Genomic DNA, 21658 nt, shown 5'->3' with positions numbered 1-21658 from the left:
AAAAAAATAGAGTCTAGTATTTTGAATGGTTTGTGATATATCGGACGTTTGGAAAAGAAGAATGGGAATAATCGCAATTTGCGGTTAATTTCGCGATATTCTCGTGAGAAAATTTTTTAGTACTCGATGTACTCTTGAGTACACCTGCGTCCTAAAAAATTTATTTCACTTCGAATCTCATCGAAATTTCCTCGTAAATTGTGTGTATAAGAATAAAGAGGTTATAAAATGGCTACTGGTACTAAAATGGTACTGGAAGTAAAAAAATAAATCGAATAATAGTTCCAAGTGGTTTACATTTGTATAAAATATTAGACCGTAGTTAAAAGCTGCGGTCTTTTTGAATGTAATAATGTACATAATTTAGCAAACAAATAAATAATGCGACAATAAAATGTCGGTTTGAATGTCGGTTTGAACAAGACTGAGAAGAAGGTTATAGAACTTCTAATAGAAAATCCAAGCTTGACATCAATTGAACTTTCAGAAAAAATAGGCGTAACAAAGAGGACTATTAAAAGGGCATTTAAGTCTTTACAGGAAAAGAAAATGATAGAAAGAATTGGATCAAAGCATGATGGAAATTGGATTGTTGTAAGGTAAGAATCCTATTTTTAGTTTAAGGTATTGCAATTCAATTCTGCTCGATTTTAATATGCTTTAATTTAAATATATTAGACCTGTAAGAAGTTTTAACAATATGATATAATATATTCAAATGCTTTTAATAGAGCTATTCATTATGCGAACGCAATTCTATAATTCACTTCTTACACTGATAATAACTAAATGAGGTTAAAATGGATAAAAAAGAATATTTAGAGAAACCAACGGCTGCCTCTGCCTTATCATTTTGGAAGGCATGTAACTTTAAAACTCCTGCTCATATTAAAGTCCTGAATGAAAATGAATTTAACCCTGGCTTATTGGAAACACACACTGATGAAGTCTACTTTAAGTTAGTACATTATCTAAATTATGTAGGCAAACAGTTTATTTCTGATGACTTTATATTTGCTAAAGCTAGCACTGCTGATTTTGCAAATCACATAAATTCATGCTATGAGGAAGAGGGATTAACAGTTAGTGAACTGGAATCTTATAAAAAGAAGCCAGTTTACGATGAAGAGCTATGGATCTGCTTATATGATAAGAAAAACGATGCTATAGCTGCTACAGGTATTGCTGAATTTGATAATAAAATCAAAGAAGGATATTTAGATTGGATTCAAGTATCTGAACAATATAGAGGACAAGGGTTAGGAAAAGCTATTGTTTATGAACTACTTCGAAGACTCAGGAAGAAGGCAAATTTTGTCACAGTTTCAGGCAGAGTAGATAATAAAACTAAACCAGATAAATTGTATGAAAACTGTGGCTTCGAAGATAAAATTTTATGGCATATTCTTAGAGAGAAAAATTGACTAAGAAAAAACGTGGATTTTCAACGAAAAAAGAAGCTTTAAAATGGGAATAAGAATTTTTAAATCAACATTCTGAATCGATTGAGATGAGCTTTAGGTAGTTTTTTGAACTTTACAAGAGGGATAGATAACCAAGAATAAGAGAAAATACTTGGAGGACAAAAGAAGCAAGTGTAAATCAAAAAATACTTCCCTATATAGGTGATCTAAAGGGTGCTTCCTTTTTTATATATATTTATCATTAAGGCTATTTTATATATTTGAATTATTACAAGAGACTTTATTACATATTTTTGCAAAAGTGAAAATTTTTATGATACAATAATTAAATTAATAGAAGATGTTTTTTTAAACGTTGGCTATTAAAATTTTATTAGTAGAGGGGATTATGAGATATAAAACAGCAGAAAAATATATTGATAGAATAATTTTATTTTTATTATTTTTTATACCGTTATATGGTTTTGCAATTCTGAATAGCTCCCAATACACTGGTTGGGACGTGGGAACAACGATGAATACATTTTCAAAAATTACCAACAAGATTTTTATATGGTTACTGGCGATCTTTACTCTGCTATCTTTATTAAACTTGTTCTTTATTTTGAAACGCGTATTAAATGGAACCATTACGTTTAAGTATTTTTTAATAAAAATATACCCGTTTACTATAATATTTTTTTTAAATAGTTTTAGATTTAGTAACATAATTACTTTTATAAAAAATATTTTTTTTGAGATTTTTTAAATAATGAAAAGGAGAAATTCAAATAGGAATATTTGGCATAGTTTTATCTTTATTATTGGCTAGCAGGTCTCGTGTCAGAGATTCCCAAGAGTTCAAAAATTTTTCTGTAGCGGCCGATTTATCTCGGCCAAAAAAATTTTTTAACAATTGGTGAATCTCACGGTCCTCATCGAAATTTCCTCACAAATTATATGTAAATAGGCAGAGAGATAATAAAAAACGAATGCATTTACCCAACGGATATTCATATAGCCATGTACCGTCCGCTTTATTGTGGACACCTCGGCCACGGAGACTCGATGTCACGTGGGTGAGACAAACTTTTTCTCCTATGGATACATCTAAGTTGGCCACAAATTTGGTGGCCATATTTTTTGCCGTCAATACAACAAATAACTTGACTTTTATTCGTTATTTGCTATGATTAAAGTAATAATATTTTTAGGAGGTACTTATGAAAAAAGTATTACTAATTGCACTTGCAATTCTTATTGTACTTGCACCTATTGCAAGGGCTGAAGGACAAGAAGCTCCAATGGCTGAAGCTCAAAAGAGTTTCCAACCATTCGAACTCGATGGAGAAGAGGCAAAGATTGGCGGATATTTAATCAATGCCAACAACTACTACAAGCTAAGAGACTTGGCAGCTCTACTCAACGGCACAGACAAACAATTTAACATTGTATTTGATGATGTCAAAAAGCAAATCGCTTTGGAACTTGGAAAGCCATACGAAAAGCTTGACACTGACCTACAAGAAATGAAGCACGACAAGACCAAGGCTAAGATGGTTACAAACACAATTTTGGTTGATGGCAAAGAAGTTGAATTAAAGGCAGCTTTAATCGACAGAAATAACTATGTAAAACTTCGTGACCTAGGCCCAGTTGTAGGATTTATAGTAGACTACAACAGAGAAACCAAGGCAATAATTGTCGACACCAAGTCAGAAGTTAAGGTCGAAGAAAAGGCTGAAGAAAAGACAGAAGAAAAAACTGAAGAAAAGAAAGAAGAAGTTAAAAACGCAGATCCAAACGCAACACCAGAAGAAATTCAAGCCTTCTTGGCAGATGGTGAAAAAGTGAAAAATCTTTCAATTAACGGCTATAATCTAAAAAAAGATGGCGATGTTTACTATATAAGTAAAAAAACTGACAAGGGTGAAGGCAAGCTACCTATTATTAAATATCAATTAATGGACAAAGACCTAAACCAAAAGAGAATTGAAGCACAAAGTGCCATCCTAGGGGAAGGCAAAGCATTTGAACTTTCTTGGGAAAAGTTTTTTAATACCTATTTCATAAAAGCGGATAGGCTCGGACAAAATTCCATTGACATATTGAGCTTAATTAATGATTTTGCTTATAAAATGGACCAGGAAAATAAATTTGGCATAGATATTAAAAATGGCCACTTGGTCGCACCACTCACCAATGGGACCAGTGGACTATTAGGTACTGTAATTGTAGTTGCAAATTATAGTGACGGTTCTAAAATCGAAAGCAAAGACGGACAAGATATTTCTGAACTTCCACTTGTAAAGGATGGCGCAAAACTAACTAGCTGCCATGTTATGGTTTATCTAAGCGATGAAATGCAACACTTTGCTATGGTCTATATCATATAAAATCATTTTAAATGCACCCGAGTGGGTGCATTTTTCTTATCAAAAAAGGGAGGTGATTGTTCACCTCCTTTTTGTTTACATATATTTTTTATTGTTCAAACAAGGTTGTCATGATTTTTTCCATGGCTTCTTGGTCTTTGACGCCGCTGGTTTCGACTGCGGAGTGCATGCCCCAGACTGGGTTTCCTACGTCGACTATTGGTATGTCGATTTTGGATGTGGTGATGGAGGCGATGGTTGATCCGCCGCGTTTGTCTGAGCGGTTTACAAAGGTTTGAGTCTTGACGCCGGCAATTTTTGCCAGGTTTCTAAAGACTGCAATGGAATTTGCATCCGATGTGTAAGCTCCGTTTGCTGCGACCTTGATAACGGGCCCTTCGTTCATGCGTGGGCGGTTGGTTGGGTCGGCAACTTTTCCAAAGTTTGGATGGGCAGCGTGGGCTTGGTCGGCTGAAATCATAAAGGAATTTTTGAGGGCTATTCTAAAGTCTTCAAAATTTCCGCCTGTGGCCACGATTATTCTTTCAAGTGTGTCTCTAAAGAATGGGGCAAAGGCACCTTGGGCTGTCATTGATCCGATTTCTTCGTTGTCCGATACATAGGCGACTGCGGTTTTGTCTCCGCCCTTGGCATTTATGATGGCGTTTACACTTGCAAAGGCCATGCCTAGATTGTCGATCCTGCCTGTCATAAAGAAGTCGTCGTTTACTCCTACGTATTCAAAATCGTTGTCGTTAATTAAATAGAGTTCGTGGGAGATTATTTTTTCGCCGATTTCCTTTTCAATATATGGGATTAACTTAAAGTCCTTGTCTAATCCAACAACTGGAAGGGTGTGCTCTTGGGGATTTATTTCCCAGCCCTTGTTGGCTTCGCGATTCATGTGAATTGCAACTGATGGGATGACCATTAAATTTTCCTTGGACCTGTACTTGATGACCCTTGGCTTCAAAGGGTCGCCAGAATCTACTGTGACCTTACCGCCAATTGAAAGTGGTCTGTCAAACCAGGTGTATAGAAGGGGTCCGCCGTAAACTTCTGTGTTTAAGACGACGACTTCTTCTTTGACCATTTCTGGATTGGGTTTAATCCTAAAGCCTGGGGAATCCGAGTGGCTGCCTACGATTGTGAAACCATTTTTACTGTCCTTGCCCATTCTAAAGGCAAAGAGAGAAGTTTCATTCTTTATTACATAGTATTTGCCACCAGTTTTTAAATCCCACTTGTCTTCTTCGTTTAATCTTTTAAAGCCGGCTTCATCAAGCATGGCTGATAAATTGTCCATGGCTTCGAAATTTAGTTTTGACTTGTCAAAAAATGTTTTTATATCCATTTTATCTCCTATTTGTTGAATTTTTCCTTTAAAAACTCAATGATATCGTCTGATTCGTACATGGCCTTGCCATCGATAAAGAGGCAGGGCACTTGGTTCATGCCGCCTTTTTCAACGAGGAATTTTTTATTTTCTTCATCGTGAATATTTTTTAGTTCGAGTTCGATATCGTTCTTTTCCATAAAGCTTAAAACTTTTTTGCAAAATGGGCATTCGGGTTTGTAATATAATTTTAAGTCCATTATGACTCCTTTACAATTCTATATAATGTTTTTACCATGTGGCCTGTGGCGCCTGCTGGTTCATATCTGTATGGAGCTGAATTAAAGGCTGGTCCTGCGATGTCTACGTGGGCCCATGGAGTACTTGGCTCTAGGAAGGCACCAACGAATTCGCCGGCTGATGATGATCCACCAAACCTGCCGCCTGTGTTTTTGATGTCAGCGATTTCAGATTTATTTAGTTCTTGGAAGTCCTTGCCGTATGGAAGGCCCCAAGCTTTTTCGCCTTCGGCCTTGGCTGCGTCAAGAACAGTGTTAATGCACTTGTCACATCTGCCGATAACTCCTGAGTAATGCTGACCCACTGCAACTAGGCAAGCGCCTGTAAGTGTTGCCAGGTCGATTATCATCTTTGGCTTGTAATTTTTTTCTCCGTAGTGAACAGCATCTGCCAAGGTCAAGCGGCCTTCTGCGTCTGTGTTGTCAACTTCGATGGTAAGACCCTTCATTGATCCGATAATGTCGCCAGGTTTGTAGGCTCCACCGTCAAGCATATTTTCGCAAGCTGCTACAATGGCAACCACGTTTTTCTTTAGACCTGACTTTGCAATGGCCTTCATAGCACCGATTACTGCAGCTGATCCGCCCATGTCTGATTTCATTGTCTTCATACCGTCTGATGGCTTCAAGCTGTATCCACCTGAGTCGTAAGTTAAACCCTTGCCGACTAAAACGATTGGAGCGCCTTCGCCCTTCATATATTCCATAACGATTAGTTTTGGCTCTTCATTTGATCCTCTGGCCACTGATAGATAGGCCTTCATGTCAAAGCCTTCGATTTCTTTTTGTCCGTAAACTTTTACATCCACGCCAAGTTCTTTTAAGCTTTGGGCGTTTTCTGCCAAGATTGATGGGGTCATGTCATTTGCAGGAGTGTTTACCAAATCTCTTGCAAAGACGATGCCTGCCCACTTGTCTAGGAGCTCATTGATGTCTGCATCCTTCAAATTTTCTGCGCATTTTGGACAGATATTAATTTCTTCTAGCTTGGATGGGTCAGGTTTCTTTGACTTGTAGTTGTCGAAAGAATAGGTTGAGTTTAAAATCCCTTCCAGAACTGCTAGGACTTGTTCGTTTTTGTCTTCTGCCTTGGAGCAGAATTTTAACATAACTTTTTCTGCACCGATTTTGGCTAGCTTTTGTCCAGCTTTGAGGCCTGCAATCTTCATATTGTCGAGGCTGTAGTCGGCCATCTTTCCTAGGCCAACGAAAAGTGATGGTTTGCCTTCGTCTAAATCCAAGAAAACTTCACCTAGGTCGCCTGTGAAAAATTTCTTGTCAAACAAATTTTTGACCTTATCGCAGCATATGTCTTCTTTGTCTGATGCGATAAATCTAACTTTTAAATCTTCAGTGTCTTTAATATAAATCTTCATAAAAAACCTCCTATGATGACTTATACCCCTTTGGTCAATTTATAAAGCAGGATATTATATAGAAGATAAGAGAGATTTGTAAAATTAAAAAACTTTACCAATTTTACATATTTTACATAGATTTTACAAATGGGAAATAGGTATTTAACAAATGGGCGGTAATATATAGGTGCATCAGGAGATGCAAATGATTTTAAATATTTTAGGAGGAAAAAATGAAGAATTTAAAATTAACAATTATTGCAATCGCACTTGCCCTTGCACTTGTATTTGTAGGATGTGGCAAAAAAGATGACACAGCAAAAACAGATACCAAGACAGAAACGAAGACAGAAGAAAAAACAGAAACAAAAACAGAAGAAAAAGAAGAAAAGAAAGAAGAAGCCCCAGCAGAATTTAAGGGCGCTATCAATGTAGTAAGTAGAGAAGTTGGTTCAGGTACACGCGGTGCCTTCACAGAAATCACCAAAATCATTACAAAAAACGACAAGGGTGAAGAAGTTGACCAAACAACAATCGAAGCTACAATCGCTAACGCAACAGACGCTGTTGTAACTACAGTTTCAGGCGACAAAGCAGCTATCGGTTACATCTCACTAGCATCTCTAAACGATTCAGTAAAGGCTCTTAAGGTTGACGGCGCTATGGCTACACCAGAAGAAATTGTTGCTGGCAAATACCCAATCGCTCGTCCATTCATGCTTGCTTATAAGGAAGCTGAACTTTCAGACCTAGCAAAAGACTTTTTGAAATTCTGCATGAGCGTTGAAGGACAAAAAATTGTTGAAGAAGATGGCTGTATCCCAGTTGAAACAAGTGAATCTTACACACCAGCTAAAATGTCAGGTACACTTACAATCGCTGGTTCAACATCAGTTACTCCACTTATGGAAAAACTTGTAGACGCTTACAAAGCTCTAAACCCAGATTTCAAAGCTGACATCCAAGCAACAGGCTCAGGCGCAGGTATTAAATCAGCTACAGAAGGCATTTGTGACATCGGCATGAGCTCACGTGCTCTAAAAGAGGAAGAAGAAGCTAACCTAGACGACCTAGTACTTGCTAGAGACGGTATCGCTGTTATCGTCAACAATGAAAACCCAATTGACGAACTCACTGTTGATCAAATCAGATCTATATACACTGGCGAAACAGCTAATTGGGAAGAAGTAAAGTAAGGCTATGAAGAGGAAAGACTATAAAGAAAACATAATGAAGGGCATATTTATGATGGCTTCAGCAATTTCTGTTGTAGCTTTCCTCTTCATTTGTTATTTCATCTTTAAAAACGGGGTTCCATTTATTGGAAAGGTGGGTGTCAAAGAATTTCTCTTTGGAACAAACTGGAATCCCGGTTTAAACCCACCATCATATGGAATTTTACCAATGATCTTCGGATCATTTTATATTACAATTTTGGCAGCCTTGATTGGAGTTCCAATTGCAATTTTTTCAGCAATTTTTTTAACCTGGGAAGCAAACGGCAGGCTCCACAGGTTCTTAAAGCCAATGGTAGACTTGATGGCAGGGGTGCCTTCAATTGTATACGGTTTTTTTGCCCTGCAAATAATCGTACCCCTGATTAGAATTATATTTCCAGATTCAAAGGGCACCAGCATTTTGGCAGCGGGCATCCTCCTTGCCATTATGATTTTGCCAACCATTATTTCAATCGCAGAGGCATCTCTTCGGGCTCTGCCAAAAAGTTATTACGAGGCAAGCGTTGCTCTTGGCGCCAGCCACTCGCGTACCATTATGAAGATAATGGTCCCTGCAGCTAGAAGCGGACTTTTTGCCGCAATAATTTTAGGCATTGGCCGGGCCATAGGAGAAACTATGGCAGTTGCCATGGTAGCGGGCAACCAAGCACGGATTACCTATGACATTACCAAGGGCATTAGGACCATGACTACCAACGTAGTTTTGGAAATGGCCTACTCATCAGGCGACCACCAGCTGGCCTTGATTGCTACAGCTACAGTTTTGTTTATCTTTATACTTTTGATAAATGGATCATTTTTAATCTTAAAAAACAAGGGGGCTGCAAATGGAAAATAATATTTACAAAGATAAAAATCTATCCGCCCCCACCATTCGGGCTTCAAAGATCATGGAGGAAAACAAGGTCACAGGCAAAAGAAAATCTATGGGCTATACTATTATGACCTCCTTTTCAATAATATTTGCAGTGGGTATACTCTTATTTATAATAGGATATGTTAGCATAAAGGGGATTCCTTACCTCAAACCATCCCTATTTTCTTTTGAATACAACAGTGAAAACGTTTCCATGATGCCGGCCCTGGTCACGACAATTTTTATGGTTGTATCTTCAATAATAATTTCATCTATAATTGGAATTTCGACTGCAATTTATTTGGTAGAATACTCCAAGCCAGGTTCAAAATTTGTTCAAGTGATCAGGATCGTAACGGAAACTTTGGCAGGTATTCCATCAATTGTCTACGGCCTCTTCGGATATTTGTTTTTTGGTATAGCCCTACAATTTGGCTACAGTTTTTTATCGGGCCTATTAACAATTTGCATTATGATTTTGCCACCCATTGTAAGGTCGACCGAAGAAGCTCTGCTAAGTGTCGACAAGTCCTACAGGGAAGGATCTTTTGCCCTGGGCGCTGGCCACATCAGGACAATTTTTAAAATAGTTTTACCAACGGCCATGCCGGGAATTTTATCCGGTGTCATCTTGGCTATTGGCAGGGTGGTTGGAGAAACTGCGGCCCTCCTCTACACTTTGGGGTCCAGCACAAATATTCCAAAAACTCCATTGGAAAGTGGGTCAACCCTGGCCCTTCACATGTACAAGCTTTCCAGCGAAGTTAGACACACAGGTGAGGCCTTTGCAACGGGCTTTATATTATTGGTAATTGTATTTTTACTAAACTTTGTATCGGGCAAACTTGCCAAGAAATTAGGAGGAGATTAGTTTGACTAAGATAAGTGTTTCAAATTTAAATTTATATTACGGAGACTTTCACGCAGTCCACGACTTGAGCTTGGAAGTTGAGGAAAACGAAATCCTCGCCTTTATAGGCCCATCCGGTTGCGGCAAGAGCTCCACATTAAAATGTTTAAATAGGATGAATGACCTGGTTATCGGGTCAAGGGTAGAGGGGAAAATTTTGCTTGATGGCGAAGACATCTATGACCCCAAATATAATGTAAACTATTTAAGAAAAAGAGTGGGCATGGTTTTTCAAGCGCCAAACCCTTTTCCTATTAGTATTTTTGATAACATCGCCTACGGGCCAAGGACCCACGGCGTAAAAAATAAAAGAGACTTGGAAGAAATTGTAGAGCATTCTCTAAAGCAAGCTGCTATTTGGGACGAAGTCAAAGACAAGCTCTACAAAAACGCCAGAGAACTTTCGGGCGGTCAACAGCAAAGGCTTTGCATTGCTCGGGCCTTGGCGGTCCAGCCAGAGGTTATTCTCATGGACGAACCAACTTCTGCCCTCGACCCAATTTCAACGGGCAAGATTGAAGACCTTGCACTGGAATTAAAAGAGAGCTATACTATAGTTATAGTAACCCACAACATAGCCCAAGCAAGTAGGATTACAGATAGGACAGCCTTTTTCTTAAACGGCGACTTGATCGAAGTAAGTCCTACTCAAGAAATGTTTGAAAATCCTAGAGACAAGAGGACAGAAGATTATATTACTGGGAGGTTTGGTTAAAGATGGCAAATTTAGCAAAAGAAATTGGCGGGTTAAAACAAGATTTGATAAATATGGGCGCCTTTGTAGAAGCAAATGTGCGTGATACTTTTGTGGCCCTTGACCAAAATAATAAAAAAATGTTGGATGAAATTATAGCAAAGGACAGACGGACGGACGCCATGGAAAAGGAAATCGAGTCCAAGTGCTTAAGGTTATTGGTAACTCATAGTCCACGGGCCAAGGATTTCAGAACTATTGCCTCTGTTTTAAAAATCATTACCGACCTGGAAAGAATCGGTGACCACACAGAAGACATTGCAGAAATTCAAAAGCTCATGCCTGACCAAAAGATTCCATTTGACTACCCGATTTTAGAAAATATGTATCTGACAGTCCAAGATATGCTTAGGATAAGTATGGATGCCTTTGTAGCTGAAGACGTGCGACTGGCCGAAGACCAAGACGCCAAGGACGACATAGTCGATGAAGACTTCCTCAAGGTCAGGGCAAATATTATTAATATTATAAAAGAAGGTAAATACGATCCAGAGCTTGCCCTAGATTTTTTGCAAATAGCCAAGTATGTCGAAAGAATTGGCGACCATGCTGAAAACATTGCCGAATGGGTGGTGTATGCAGAGACGGGTACTCATCCATCGTTAAAGGAGTACAATGATGACCAAGATATTTTGCGTTGAGGACGACAAGAGCATTAGAGATTTAATTATATATGCACTTTCAAATGAAGGTTTCGAAGTCAATGGTTTTGAAGATTTCAAGTCCATGAGAAAGGGTTTGGAAATTGAGACGCCAGACTTATTTTTGCTTGACATAATGCTGCCAGGCGAAGACGGTTTATTTATCCTAGACTGGCTCAGGCACAATTCCTACAAGGATACACCTGCTATCATGCTCACTGCCAAGGACCACGAGATCGACAAAGTCAAGGGTTTGGACTTGGGCGCAGATGATTATATCACCAAGCCATTTTCGATTTTGGAGCTCTGCGCCAGAGTGCGGGCGATTTTAAGGCGGGTTTCCCAAGATGACTCGACCATTATCGAAGCAAAGGGCATTCGTATAGATAAAATTTCCAGACGGGTTTATGTAGACGATAGGGAAATCGAACTCACTTACAAGGAATTCGAACTCCTGGCCTACCTGGTTCAAAACAAGGGCATAGTTTTAAGCAGAGACAAGATTATGTCTGAGATTTGGGGCTTTGATTTCGAAGGTGAGTCCAGAACGGTCGACGTCCATATTGCATTTTTAAGGCAAAAGCTGGGCAAAAAAGGTCAGTATATAAAGACCATTAGAAATGTTGGATACAAAATGGAGGACAGATGAAAAGAAAAATATATAACAGCTTCTCAATTTTAGTTGTGCTTGCAATTCTTATAACCGCTGCCCTGACATCGGTCGTACTTTATAACAATAGCAAGGACGCCCATGAAAAGCGCTTGCAAAACCTAGTCGACCTGATGGGATCCATGCCTGAAGATGTAGAATATTATAAAAAAGCTAAAAATGCTTTCAAAGACATGCGGATAACCTTAATTGATCCAGACGGAAGTGTTTTATACGATTCCGACAAATGGTTTGAAGACATGGAAAACCACGACGAGCGTGAGGAGGTTATTGCGGCCAGACAAATGGGCCACGGCAACGCCGTCCGCTATTCGGATACCATGCACGAAAATTATTATTACTACGCAGTTAGGTTGGACACAGGATCGATTTTGAGGATTTCCGAACCCCAACAAAATATACACAGGTCCTTTCAAAAGGCCCTCTTGCCAGTAATCTTTACTATAATTTTGGCAATGATAATCACCTTTATAATTGGAAACACCATTTCAAATTCAATTGTAAACGATTTGAAAGACCAAGTTCAAAATCTGACAACCGGTGGCAGTCTCATGTACAAGGAGCTCTATCCGGTCAAGAGAGTTATCGAGGACCAAGGAGAAAGCCTAAACCAAAAGATGGGAGAGCTGGAAGATTACAGGCACACCATGGAGGTTATGTTGGCCAACATGAGAGAAGGCTTGGTTTTTGTTAACGATGTAAACAGGATTGAACTCGTAAATAAAAGAGCCCTCATACTCCTGGGCCGCGACGTTCATGTGGACTATACCAATCGCTCAGTCTTTTATCTGACACGCGACGAAAAGTTTATAGCGGGCTTATCCGAAGACAAGGCCTCGACTGTGGACATGGAAATCGATGATTTGCAAATCAGGGCCATTATTACACCAGTGGGTGGCCGCAGTGAACTTACAGGCAAGATTATAGTCCTAAGAGACGTGACAGAAGCTGCAGTTTTGGAACGCGAACGCAAGGAATTTACTTCAAATGTTGCCCACGAACTCAGGACTCCGCTCACATCCATCAACGGTTATGCAGAGTTATTATCTATCGGTAAGGTAAATGAAGGCGACGTCAAAAAAATTGGCGGCACAATCCTTGAAGAAGGCAAGAGAATCTTAAGACTCATCGAATCCATGATGAATCTCTCCAAGCTGGAAGAAATGGAAGAAATTCCAACTGAGCATCTGCGAGTAGATGAAATTGTTAAAAACACTTTGGACTTGTATGAACTTAAAGCAAAAGAAAAAAATATTAGACTAGATAAGGAACTTGATGAGATAAATTACCTAGGCAACAAAAAGATTATCGAAGAAATCGTCTACAATCTTGTAGACAACGCCTACAAATACGGCCAAGAATACGGCTATATCAAGGTAAATCTGATCGACCGCGAGACTTATTTTATGATCCAAGTCGAAGACAACGGCATCGGAATATCTGACAAAGACCAAGAAAAAATCTTTGAACGCTTCTACACAGTCGACCCATCCAGACACAGAAAAGACTCGTCAGGCATAGGCCTCTCGATTGTAAAACATGGAGTGGATAAGTTGGGCGGGAAGATATCCTTGGAAAGTGTTTTAGGTCAAGGCACCATATTCACCATCGAAATCCCCTATAATTAATTTGCGGTTAAAATTGCGACTTTTTGCAGTGTTCGAAATTTTGCTCATTCCGACGTACACTATAGTACGCCTCATTCGTCAAAAAGTCTCAAGCTACAAAAATTCATCAATTTTTCCTCGCAAATTGCATGTAGCGAACAAGAGTTCAAAATTTTAGGTAGCGTCCGATTTATTTCGGACAAAAAATTTTGAACGATTGTGGTGATTTACGTAACTCGTCGATGACGAAACTCAAAAAATTTGCATGCTGAAAAATAATATAATTCATATTATTTTCTCCTAAGAAAATAGATAAAAGGGCTGGGATTGATTCCCGGCTCTTTTAATTTGTGGATTTTGTGGTATATAGATAATAGAGGTGGATATGAAGATTATTTTATCGCCGTCAAAGGAGATGGCTTTTGAAAATAAAATAGATAAAAAGATAAAATTAAATGAGATCTTGCAGGAGATTTTAAATGAAATAAAGAAAATGACCAAGGCGGACTTGCAAAAAAAGCTTAAGGTGTCCGACAAGATTATTGACGAGGTCTACGGATATTACCAAGACTTTGACAATAGTGATTCCTATTATGCCATAGATATGTACAAGGGCATGGCCTTTAGGGAGATGGACTTTGGGGCGACTGATAATTTTGCAAGAGACCATGTAATTATACTCTCCGCTTTTTATGGGCCACTTAGGACCGATGACTTGATCAAACCCTATCGCTTGGACTTTAATACCGGGATCAAGGTCAAGGGGATGAGTCTTAAGAAACTTTGGGTGGACTATTATAATAATTATTTTGACAAAGGTGAGAGGATTTTAAATTTGGCCTCTGATGAATTTTCATCTTTGCTTAAGAGAGATAATTTTGACTTTATAGACTTTGATTTTTATGAGCTTAGGGATGGAAAGATAAAACGTCATTCGACTATTTCTAAAAAACTTAGGGGCAAGATGGCGAATTTTATTGTGAAAAATAAAATTACAAGTCTTGATGATTTAAAAGATTTTAATGAAGACGGTTTTGTATATGATAAAGAAAATTCAAATGATAAATTATATGTATTTAGGAGAGATTTATAATGAAAGATTTTAAAAAGACTACTGCTGATTTTTATAGGAATATTGCCGAGCAGGATGGGATTAGCAAGGACGGCGAGATGGAGCGGAGGCTGGCCCTGTCCCTGGGTTACACAGAAGAAGATTTAGAGCTGGGGGCCAACCTAGGGCTTGGTTGCGGCAATCCTATTGAGAATGCAAATTTAAAAGAGACGGATATTTTGGTTGACCTGGGCTCGGGCAAGGGCATGGATGTTTTTAAGGCGTCCAAGATTGTGACCAAGGGCAAGGCTATCGGCATTGACAAATTGCCAGAGATGGTTGAAAAGGCGAATTATATTAAAGAAAAACGCGGCTTTGATAATACGGACTTTATTGTGTCCGAAGTTGACGATATAAATCTGCCTGATAATTTTTGCGACTGCGTAATATCGAATTGCGTAATAAATTTGCTGCCAGACAAAAAGAAGGTCTACCAAGAGATTTATAGGATTTTAAAACCAGGCGGAAGGCTATCGATTTCTGATATAGTTCAAATAAATCCTCTGCCCCAGGAGATACTTGACGATCCCCATATGCACGCCACCTGAGTTGGCGGATCTATAACGAAGGATTCGTTAGAAAATATTTTAAAGGAATGCGGCTTTGATCCCTATGCGGTAATTGAAGAGGACTTGACAGAAGAATATCTAAACAAGTGGGGCCACGAAAATATGGAAAGGTATATCAAAAGAGGCAAGATATTGGCCTTTAAGAAATAATATTCGGTGTAAAGAGATTGTACAAGTATCTGAAAAGAATTAGAATATTTTCACTTGTTATAAAAAATAATTTAAAAAAGAGGGAGACAAGAAGATGAAAAACTTATTTATATGGATATTATTTATGACTTTTTTAAGCATATTATTTTATATTTTGTGGATTAAGGGTTATTTAATAATGAGTAGGACAACAGCTAAATTGTTTATTGAATCCTTTAGAAATAAGGACAGATGCAGGATAAAATTTGTATCCTGCAATGGCTATATTAAAAAAATAATTAAATTTAAGGAAAATCGCACTTATGATTTTTGCTTAAAGAGCAAAGTTGAAAATGGGCTTGTTTTTGCAGAAATATGGGACAGTAACAAAAAAGTATTGTTACATCTGGATTCTGATATGCCAAATTCTAGTATAAATGTCGATAAAAAATGTCGATACTATTTGTTTTTAAAATTTGAAAAAGCAACAGGTGAGTTGGAATTATTATGGAATTAATGTAGAAAATCGTTCTCTTCATGAAAAATGTACAACAAAACAATTCCGAAACTTAGGTCCTTTGGCTTTGAAAATGAAATCACAAAAATTCCCGGCGGATTTACCCGTCGGGATATTTTTTTAAAACCATGATTTAATTTTCTTCCACCAGCGTCTGATCAGTGGGCTCCGTTTGACAGAGGTTTTTGCAATCAAGTCAACCCTGTCAATTTCTGTCCCGTTTTCTGTGAGGACCAGCTGGCCCATTAGTTGGCCGGCTTTTATGTCGTCTTCGACTGGGTCACTGTGTATGACTTCCAGCTTGTAGAGGTTTTTCTTGTCCAAAAGTCTATCCAGCGTGTGGGCTGGAATTATTTCTACGGACTCCTGGTCAAAGTTAATGGGATCCAGGTCTTGGGTAAAGGTCATATTAGTTCCGATAACCCTTTTGTAAACATAATCGTCCAAGGCCAAGTCAATCAAATCTCTGGACACGTTCATTCTTTCCTTGTCAGTTTTTGCACCAAACAAAAAGGTAAAGACTCGCCTGGTTAGGTCGATCCCTTCTGCAGGTTCAGTCGCACTTGCAATCAGGCACTTGCCAGCCCGGCTTGTGGTCCCAGTTTTCAATCCGTCCACGGTCTTGTAGCCGAGGAGGGGATTGGTCGATTTAATATGGATGCCGATCCGGTTTAGATTTGCCTCCGCATTTTTCGAGTAGTCGATGATTTGCGGATACTTGGAGTAAAGTTCTTTGACCATAATTGTCAGGTCCTTGATGGTCGATGTGTTTTGATCGTCAGTCGCAATTATGGGTAGGCCGTGGCTGTTTATAAAACGCGTGTGGGTCATGCCAAGTGATTGGGCCTTTGCATTCATGAGTTTAACAAATTCTGCTTCAGATCCTGAAACAAGTTTTGCCAGGGCTTGGGCCGACGAATTGGAAGAGCGAATCATAAGTAGTTGCAAGAGTTCGTCCACAGTCACTTTTTGTCCCAATTGAATGCCAACGTCTGACCCGTACATATAAAGATTTAATTCCTCTTGACTGTAAGTGTAGGTGTCGGTGAGTGCTAGGTCGCCGGCCTCGATTTTCTCGAAGACCATGAGGGCTGTCATGAGTTTTGTGACAGATGCGATTGCAATTTCCTCGTCGATTTTTTGTCCGTATAATATTTTATTGGTTGAATAATCGTAGATGGCGTAGGCCGCGTCCGTTTCGATTTCCTTGGCCAAGGAAATTGGGCTGAGGAAGATAAGAAGAGCGAGGACGGCCGCCAAATATCTTTTAATATTTTTCATTATGAGTTCACAAAGGCAAAGCGGAGGATTTTGTAAATTAAAAATCCAAGGGATGCGCCGATTATATTTAAGAGTAAGTCGTCGATTGAGCTGATCCCAGTTTTTGTAATATACTGGAGGATTTCAATGGATAATGATAGAGCCGCTGTAATCCCAAGTATATTAATATATCTTTTGAGCTGGGGATTTACAAAGGGCAAGAGAAAGCCCAGGGGCAAAAACATAAAGACAGGGCCGGACAGGGTCTTAAAACCAGTCGACCGAAAAATTCCAGCTGGGTCCTTGAAGGCATCCGCCGTAAAAGCCAATGACTTAAAGGGTGTGAGCTCCAAGCCCCTCATTAAATTTTTTGAAAAAAGCCTTGTAAAGATCGAGGTCTTTAAAAGCACGTATACATAATATATTAAAATTATAAAGGCGACTACTCTAACGATTGTAGCGCGTTCGTTGTTCCTTGCCATCTTTCTCCTTTCTATTTTAAAATTTCTAATAAATCTTTTATTCCGCCGTCAACATCGGCGCCTATAACTATATCTGCGCAGGCTTGGGTTTCAAAGTCGGCGTTGCCCATGGCGATTCCTGTGCCTGCAAATTTTAGCATGGACCGGTCGTTACCTGCGTCGCCAACTGCGATTGTGTTTTTGTGGTCAATGTTAAAGTGTTTCATAAAATATTTTATCCCCTCGGCCTTGGAGGACGACTTGGCATTTATGTCGATGTACCTGTCGTTCCAGCGGGTAATCACGCAGTCGGGAATTACAGCTTGCAGGTCCTTGTCCAAATCCGGATGGATGTACATGGTCGCCTGCAAGATTGGTGCGTCGGGATTTGGATCGTATTTATAAGTGGTCAGTTGCTCGACATAGGCTTCGAAGTCCTTGTCGGGCTTTGACAAATGAAAATAAGAAGCGCTTGCAAACATGACCGTCAGGTCACGGGCATTGCAAAAGTCCTTAAGCCCTTGGATAGCGGAGTCAGAAATTGCAGCCTGGTGAACGCACTTGTCATCTACGAAAATCATCTGCCCGTTTAAGCAAACAAAGCCAGTAAAAAGACCGCTTTCCTTGATGTACTTGGGCGTGTTTAAATGGTGGCGGCCAGTTGCAATAAATAAATCATAGCCGCGATTAATAAGCTCTTTTAAAACGCCGACCGTTTGGTCAGTCCAGCGTTCGTCGCCAAAGGGCACCAGGGTTCCGTCTATATCAAAAAATATGGCTCGTCTTTCTTTCATCTAATCTCCTCATTTCCAGTATACATTATACACCTTAATTTTATAATAGGAAGAGGACAAATGTCAAATTTATTTTACGCTTATAAAATTTAGAAAAAACTTTTGATTGGGTATAAGAAAAATAAGGAGGTATATTATGATAGCATTATATATTATTTTAGGTATTGCAGTTTTAATTATTTTATATGTAATTTCTCTGCAAAGAAAATTGGTAGGCTTAGGAGAAAGAAGAGAAAACGCCTTATCAAGCATTGGCGTCCAACAACAATCCAGGTGGGATGCCCTGACTCAACTTGCTAAGACCGTTAAATCTTATGCAGGCCACGAAGCGGATACACTGATGAATGTTATTGGCCAAAGGTCTGGCTCTATGCCAAAGACTGCAGCCGATGTTGAAGCAAACGACAATGCTTTTGCAAGCGCCATGAGACAGGTTAGCCTGGTTGTGGAACAATATCCAAACCTAAAGGCCGACAGCCTTTATTCAAATCTCATGAACGATATCAACGGCTACGAAAACAACGTTCGCATGGCAAGGATGGTCTTTAACGACACAACCACCAAGCTAAACCAAGCTGTAAAAGTCTTCCCAGCATCTTTGTTTGCAGGAATGCTTGGCTATAAGGCAGAAGACTACATCCAAACTCCTGATGAAAAAACGGAGATGCCAAATCTAGATATCTAAGATGAAAAAAATATTAAAGATGAGTTTGCTGGCAATATTTATTTGCCTTTTTGCTATAAATATCGGGGCAAACTCCATAGAAGAGATCAATGTAAAAGTTAATATTACAGATGATGGGACGGCTCAGGTAACACAGGAGTGGAAGGTTTATAATACCGACGGAACTGAGTGGTATATCCCAATGCAAAATCTAAACCACATGTCCATTTCAAATTTTCGCGTCCAAGGTGCCGATGGCTTGGAGTGGACAGAGGACGACAACTGGAATGTAGACGGAAGTTTTGATTCCAAGAGCCTTCGCTACGGGATAAATTATACTGGTGATGGCCTGGAGCTCTGCTGGGGCAAGACCCAGATGGGCGACTATACTTATATAGTCAGCTTTGATTATATAAATGCAGTCCAAGCCTTTGAAGATTACGATGGATTTTTAATTCGTTTTGTAAACGACCAGATGAATCCAGCACCTGACAAGGTCAGTGTTACTCTAAGTGTGGACGGGGTCGAATTATCTGAAGAAAACGCCCGTATATGGTCCTTTGGCAACAGGGGAACCATTAATTTTGATGGGGGAAAAGTTGTCGCCCTTGACGAAAGTTACGACAGTGGATCATCCATGACCCTGATGATGGCTTTTGATAAAGGCCTCATTCATCCCTCTTATCAGGGACAAGGGACTTTTGAAGATTTAAAGGACAGGGCCTTTGTGGGTTCTTCATTTGATAATGAAAACAATTCGTCTAATTACCATGGCGGCGATGAATATCCAGAATATAATGGTGGATATTATAAAAGCCCTTCCAGGCTCTCGAGCTTTTTCCGTTTTATTGGAAATGCCTTTAGTGGCTTTTGGGTTTTATTTTTAATCTTGATTGGCCGGGGAATCTTTAAGGCCAGCTCAAGGAAAAAAGTCAAAAACCTCAAGGAAGTCGACTTTGAAAATCCGCCTTATTACAGGGATACACTCTTGAATAATTATATTCCAGCCATATTTTTCATGGCCCAGCAAAAAAATCCACCCAAAAAGCTGGAGGAAAATGTTTTTTCGGCTTACTTCTTAAAGTGGATTAAGGAAGGGGCCCTGAGACCTGATGAAGATGTAGAAAATAAAAAGAAACAATCCTTGATTATTTTAAAAGAGCCGGATATTTTGGACCCCCAAGAAGGGTCCCTCTGGAGGGCGGTCGTTGAAGCTGCAGGCGAAAATGCAATTTTGGAAGGCAAAGAGCTGCAAAAATATTTTAAGAAGCACTATTCGTCTTACGCGGAATTGTTAAAAAAATTATACGATAGAGGCATTGAATATCTGAAGGCAAATGATTATTTGGAGGCAGACAAAAAACTCCTCTTTACCGAAAAAGGCAAGAGGGAATGTGCAAACGCCTACGCCATGAGAAGATTTTTCAAAGACTTCACCCTCATTAACGAACGCGGGGTCAGGGAAGTTGAACTCTGGGATTATTATTTAATAATCGCCACCATTTATGGCATGGGAGAAGAAGTTTCCAAGGCCTTTGAAAAACTCATCCCAGATTATACTTTCGCCCAAGAAAATAATAATAATGGATTCTATATCCACCCATATCAAATGTATTATCTCTCACAATCCATGGGACAGTCAGCCCACAGAGGCTTTAGCTCAGGATCTTCCAGCGCAAGATCATCCTCAGGCTTTGGCGGAGGCGCATCCTTCGGTGGTGGGGGAGGATTTAGTGGGGGAGGATCTGGAGGCGGCAGCCGATAAATTTCGCGGGGGTGATTTGTGGTTAATTTCGCGATATTCTCGTGAAAAAATTTTTTAGTCCTCGATGTACACTTGAGTACACCTGCGTCCTAAAAAATTTCTTTCACTTCGAATCTCATCGAAATTTCCTCACAAATCTAGTCTTCGTTTTAACGACTGCAAATTCACGGCGAAATTTGGGATACTGCTTTTATCCTCACAAATCGTGCTTTCGTTTTGCTATGTGCACGCTAAGAGGTCAATTTCCAGTAGCGGCGATCCTTGCACACGAGGCGGTGGTTACCATAAAGGTAACCTCTACAACTTCCGCCTCGTACGCAAATGGTCGCCAAGAAATTGACCTCTTGGTGAATCTTACGACCCTCACAAATTATTATTAATTTTAAAAACCAAGGAGACAATCATGAATGCATTAATTGTATTGGATGTACAAAAGGGAATATTGAAGAAAAAGGATTTTTCAGAGACTTTAAATAATATTAAAAGTCTAATTGAGGATTTTAAAAAGAACAAGGACCTTGTAATCTTGACCAAGCATCTTTCGGATGATGAAGATAGCCCTTATTTTAAAGGGGCTAGAGATGCAGAAGTGTGGGCAGAGATTCAAGAAATGGGAGATTATGTGATTGAAAAAACGTCTTGTAATCCCTTTTATAAAACCAGTCTTGCCCAAGTCTTAAAAGACAATAAGGTGTCTAAAGTATATATATGCGGCTTTAATACGGAATATTGTTGTTTATTTTCCAGCATTTTATGTTCTGACAGAGGCTATGAAACCGTTTTTATTGAAGATGCTTCGGGAACATTTGGAGATGAAGAAATTTATGAAATGCCCGGCATAGATATCAATGACTTTATTGGTTCAATTCTTAATTGGTCCGGAGAAGTTGAAGTCTTATATACTGAAGAGTATTTTGATGGCGTTTAATAATTAAGGGGAT

At 39.2% G+C, this 21658-nt stretch carries 21 protein-coding genes and 2 pseudogenes; 17 read left to right on the top strand and 6 right to left on the bottom strand.

Annotation, left to right across the window (positions count from 1 at the left end; genetic code table 11):
* Positions 1 to 393 precede the first annotated feature (393 nt).
* From AC6FXG_RS07895 to AC6FXG_RS07880, 4 genes and pseudogenes are all read left to right on the top strand, one after another.
* Positions 394 to 603: pseudogene (locus tag AC6FXG_RS07895) on the top strand (MarR family transcriptional regulator); the annotation flags it as partial.
* A gap of 197 nt (positions 604 to 800) precedes the next feature.
* Complete coding sequence (locus AC6FXG_RS07890; protein ID WP_075574460.1) at positions 801 to 1424, top strand: GNAT family N-acetyltransferase; 624 nt, start codon at positions 801 to 803, stop codon at positions 1422 to 1424.
* Positions 1415 to 1633 (top strand): annotated as a pseudogene (locus AC6FXG_RS07885) (tyrosine-type recombinase/integrase); the annotation flags it as partial. The gene AC6FXG_RS07890 and the pseudogene AC6FXG_RS07885, both read left to right, overlap by 10 nt.
* 993 nt (positions 1634 to 2626) lie before the next feature.
* Positions 2627 to 3799 carry a hypothetical protein gene (locus AC6FXG_RS07880; protein ID WP_500572260.1) on the top strand — a complete coding sequence of 391 codons (1173 nt, stop codon included), beginning with the start codon at positions 2627 to 2629 and terminating at the stop codon, positions 3797 to 3799.
* An 88-nt stretch (positions 3800 to 3887) separates the two neighbouring features.
* Here the strand turns inward: AC6FXG_RS07880 and AC6FXG_RS07875 are convergent, their stop codons facing one another.
* The 3 genes from AC6FXG_RS07875 to AC6FXG_RS07865 are packed head-to-tail and all read right to left on the bottom strand — an operon-like array spanning position 3888 to position 6789.
* Positions 3888 to 5132, bottom strand: a complete 1245-nt coding sequence (locus tag AC6FXG_RS07875; RefSeq protein WP_500572259.1) for a M18 family aminopeptidase — start codon at positions 5130 to 5132, stop codon at positions 3888 to 3890.
* Positions 5133 to 5140: 8 nt separating this feature from the next.
* A complete protein-coding gene (locus AC6FXG_RS07870; protein WP_099951311.1) occupies positions 5141 to 5374 on the bottom strand; it encodes a glutaredoxin family protein in 234 nt (77 codons plus the stop codon).
* Positions 5374 to 6789, bottom strand: coding sequence for a leucyl aminopeptidase (locus AC6FXG_RS07865; RefSeq protein WP_500572258.1), 1416 nt, complete (start codon positions 6787 to 6789; stop codon positions 5374 to 5376). Before AC6FXG_RS07865 ends, AC6FXG_RS07870 begins: the two co-directional genes overlap by 1 nt.
* A 215-nt stretch (positions 6790 to 7004) precedes the next feature.
* On the opposite strand from AC6FXG_RS07865, the gene AC6FXG_RS07860 reads away from it, so the two are divergent.
* The 10 genes from AC6FXG_RS07860 to AC6FXG_RS07815 all read left to right on the top strand — a co-directional run bounded on the left by AC6FXG_RS07860 (position 7005) and on the right by AC6FXG_RS07815 (position 15773).
* Positions 7005 to 7967, top strand: coding sequence for a substrate-binding domain-containing protein (locus tag AC6FXG_RS07860; protein ID WP_500572257.1), 963 nt, complete (start codon positions 7005 to 7007; stop codon positions 7965 to 7967).
* Between the two features lie 4 nt (positions 7968 to 7971).
* Positions 7972 to 8847, top strand: a complete 876-nt coding sequence (gene pstC / locus AC6FXG_RS07855; RefSeq protein WP_500572256.1) for a phosphate ABC transporter permease subunit PstC — start codon at positions 7972 to 7974, stop codon at positions 8845 to 8847.
* Complete coding sequence (gene pstA, locus AC6FXG_RS07850) at positions 8837 to 9736, top strand: phosphate ABC transporter permease PstA (RefSeq protein ID WP_500572255.1); 900 nt, start codon at positions 8837 to 8839, stop codon at positions 9734 to 9736. Before pstC ends, pstA begins: the two co-directional genes overlap by 11 nt.
* A gap of 1 nt (position 9737) precedes the next feature.
* Positions 9738 to 10490, top strand: coding sequence for a phosphate ABC transporter ATP-binding protein PstB (gene pstB / locus AC6FXG_RS07845; protein WP_075574468.1), 753 nt, complete (start codon positions 9738 to 9740; stop codon positions 10488 to 10490).
* A gap of 2 nt (positions 10491 to 10492) precedes the next feature.
* Positions 10493 to 11170 (top strand): phosphate signaling complex protein PhoU, encoded by a 678-nt coding sequence (phoU, locus tag AC6FXG_RS07840; RefSeq protein ID WP_500572254.1) that lies wholly within the window; start codon positions 10493 to 10495, stop codon positions 11168 to 11170.
* Complete coding sequence (locus AC6FXG_RS07835) at positions 11148 to 11819, top strand: response regulator transcription factor (RefSeq protein ID WP_500572253.1); 672 nt, start codon at positions 11148 to 11150, stop codon at positions 11817 to 11819. Before phoU ends, AC6FXG_RS07835 begins: the two co-directional genes overlap by 23 nt.
* The gene (locus AC6FXG_RS07830; protein ID WP_500572252.1) at positions 11816 to 13468 is read left to right on the top strand and encodes a sensor histidine kinase; all 1653 of its coding nucleotides are present in this window, start codon (positions 11816 to 11818) and stop codon (positions 13466 to 13468) included. Before AC6FXG_RS07835 ends, AC6FXG_RS07830 begins: the two co-directional genes overlap by 4 nt.
* Before the next feature lie 364 nt (positions 13469 to 13832).
* Positions 13833 to 14540, top strand: a complete 708-nt coding sequence (locus tag AC6FXG_RS07825; protein WP_500572251.1) for a YaaA family protein — start codon at positions 13833 to 13835, stop codon at positions 14538 to 14540.
* A complete protein-coding gene (locus AC6FXG_RS07820) occupies positions 14540 to 15106 on the top strand; it encodes a methyltransferase domain-containing protein (protein WP_500572250.1) in 567 nt (188 codons plus the stop codon). The genes AC6FXG_RS07825 and AC6FXG_RS07820 overlap by 1 nt, the downstream gene beginning before the upstream one ends.
* Before the next feature lie 265 nt (positions 15107 to 15371).
* A complete protein-coding gene (locus AC6FXG_RS07815; protein WP_500572249.1) occupies positions 15372 to 15773 on the top strand; it encodes a hypothetical protein in 402 nt (133 codons plus the stop codon).
* Positions 15774 to 15893: 120 nt separating this feature from the next.
* On the opposite strand, the gene AC6FXG_RS07810 is transcribed toward AC6FXG_RS07815, so the two are convergent.
* Genes AC6FXG_RS07810 through AC6FXG_RS07800 form a run of 3 tightly spaced genes read right to left on the bottom strand, consistent with a single transcriptional unit; the run spans position 15894 to position 18288 of the window.
* On the bottom strand, positions 15894 to 17054 hold the full coding sequence (locus AC6FXG_RS07810; protein WP_500572248.1) for a D-alanyl-D-alanine carboxypeptidase family protein: 1161 nt from the start codon (positions 17052 to 17054) through the stop codon (positions 15894 to 15896).
* Positions 17054 to 17515, bottom strand: coding sequence for a VanZ family protein (locus AC6FXG_RS07805; protein WP_500572247.1), 462 nt, complete (start codon positions 17513 to 17515; stop codon positions 17054 to 17056). Before AC6FXG_RS07805 ends, AC6FXG_RS07810 begins: the two co-directional genes overlap by 1 nt.
* Positions 17516 to 17526: 11 nt before the next feature.
* Positions 17527 to 18288: an HAD family hydrolase gene (locus tag AC6FXG_RS07800; protein WP_500572246.1), complete on the bottom strand. Its 762-nt coding sequence runs from the start codon at positions 18286 to 18288 to the stop codon at positions 17527 to 17529.
* A gap of 136 nt (positions 18289 to 18424) precedes the next feature.
* On the opposite strand from AC6FXG_RS07800, the gene AC6FXG_RS07795 reads away from it, so the two are divergent.
* The 3 genes from AC6FXG_RS07795 to AC6FXG_RS07785 all read left to right on the top strand — a co-directional run bounded on the left by AC6FXG_RS07795 (position 18425) and on the right by AC6FXG_RS07785 (position 21645).
* Positions 18425 to 18973 carry a LemA family protein gene (locus AC6FXG_RS07795; RefSeq protein ID WP_500572245.1) on the top strand — a complete coding sequence of 183 codons (549 nt, stop codon included), beginning with the start codon at positions 18425 to 18427 and terminating at the stop codon, positions 18971 to 18973.
* Position 18974: 1 nt separating this feature from the next.
* The gene (locus AC6FXG_RS07790) at positions 18975 to 20717 is read left to right on the top strand and encodes a DUF2207 domain-containing protein (RefSeq protein ID WP_500572244.1); all 1743 of its coding nucleotides are present in this window, start codon (positions 18975 to 18977) and stop codon (positions 20715 to 20717) included.
* Positions 20718 to 21120: 403 nt separating this feature from the next.
* Positions 21121 to 21645, top strand: a complete 525-nt coding sequence (locus AC6FXG_RS07785) for a cysteine hydrolase family protein (protein ID WP_500572243.1) — start codon at positions 21121 to 21123, stop codon at positions 21643 to 21645.
* Positions 21646 to 21658: the final 13 nt, after the last annotated feature.

The organism is Ezakiella massiliensis (assembly GCF_059862345.1).
Note: the sequence above shows the minus strand (reverse complement) of the source record. Positions and strands in the feature narration are given on the sequence as shown.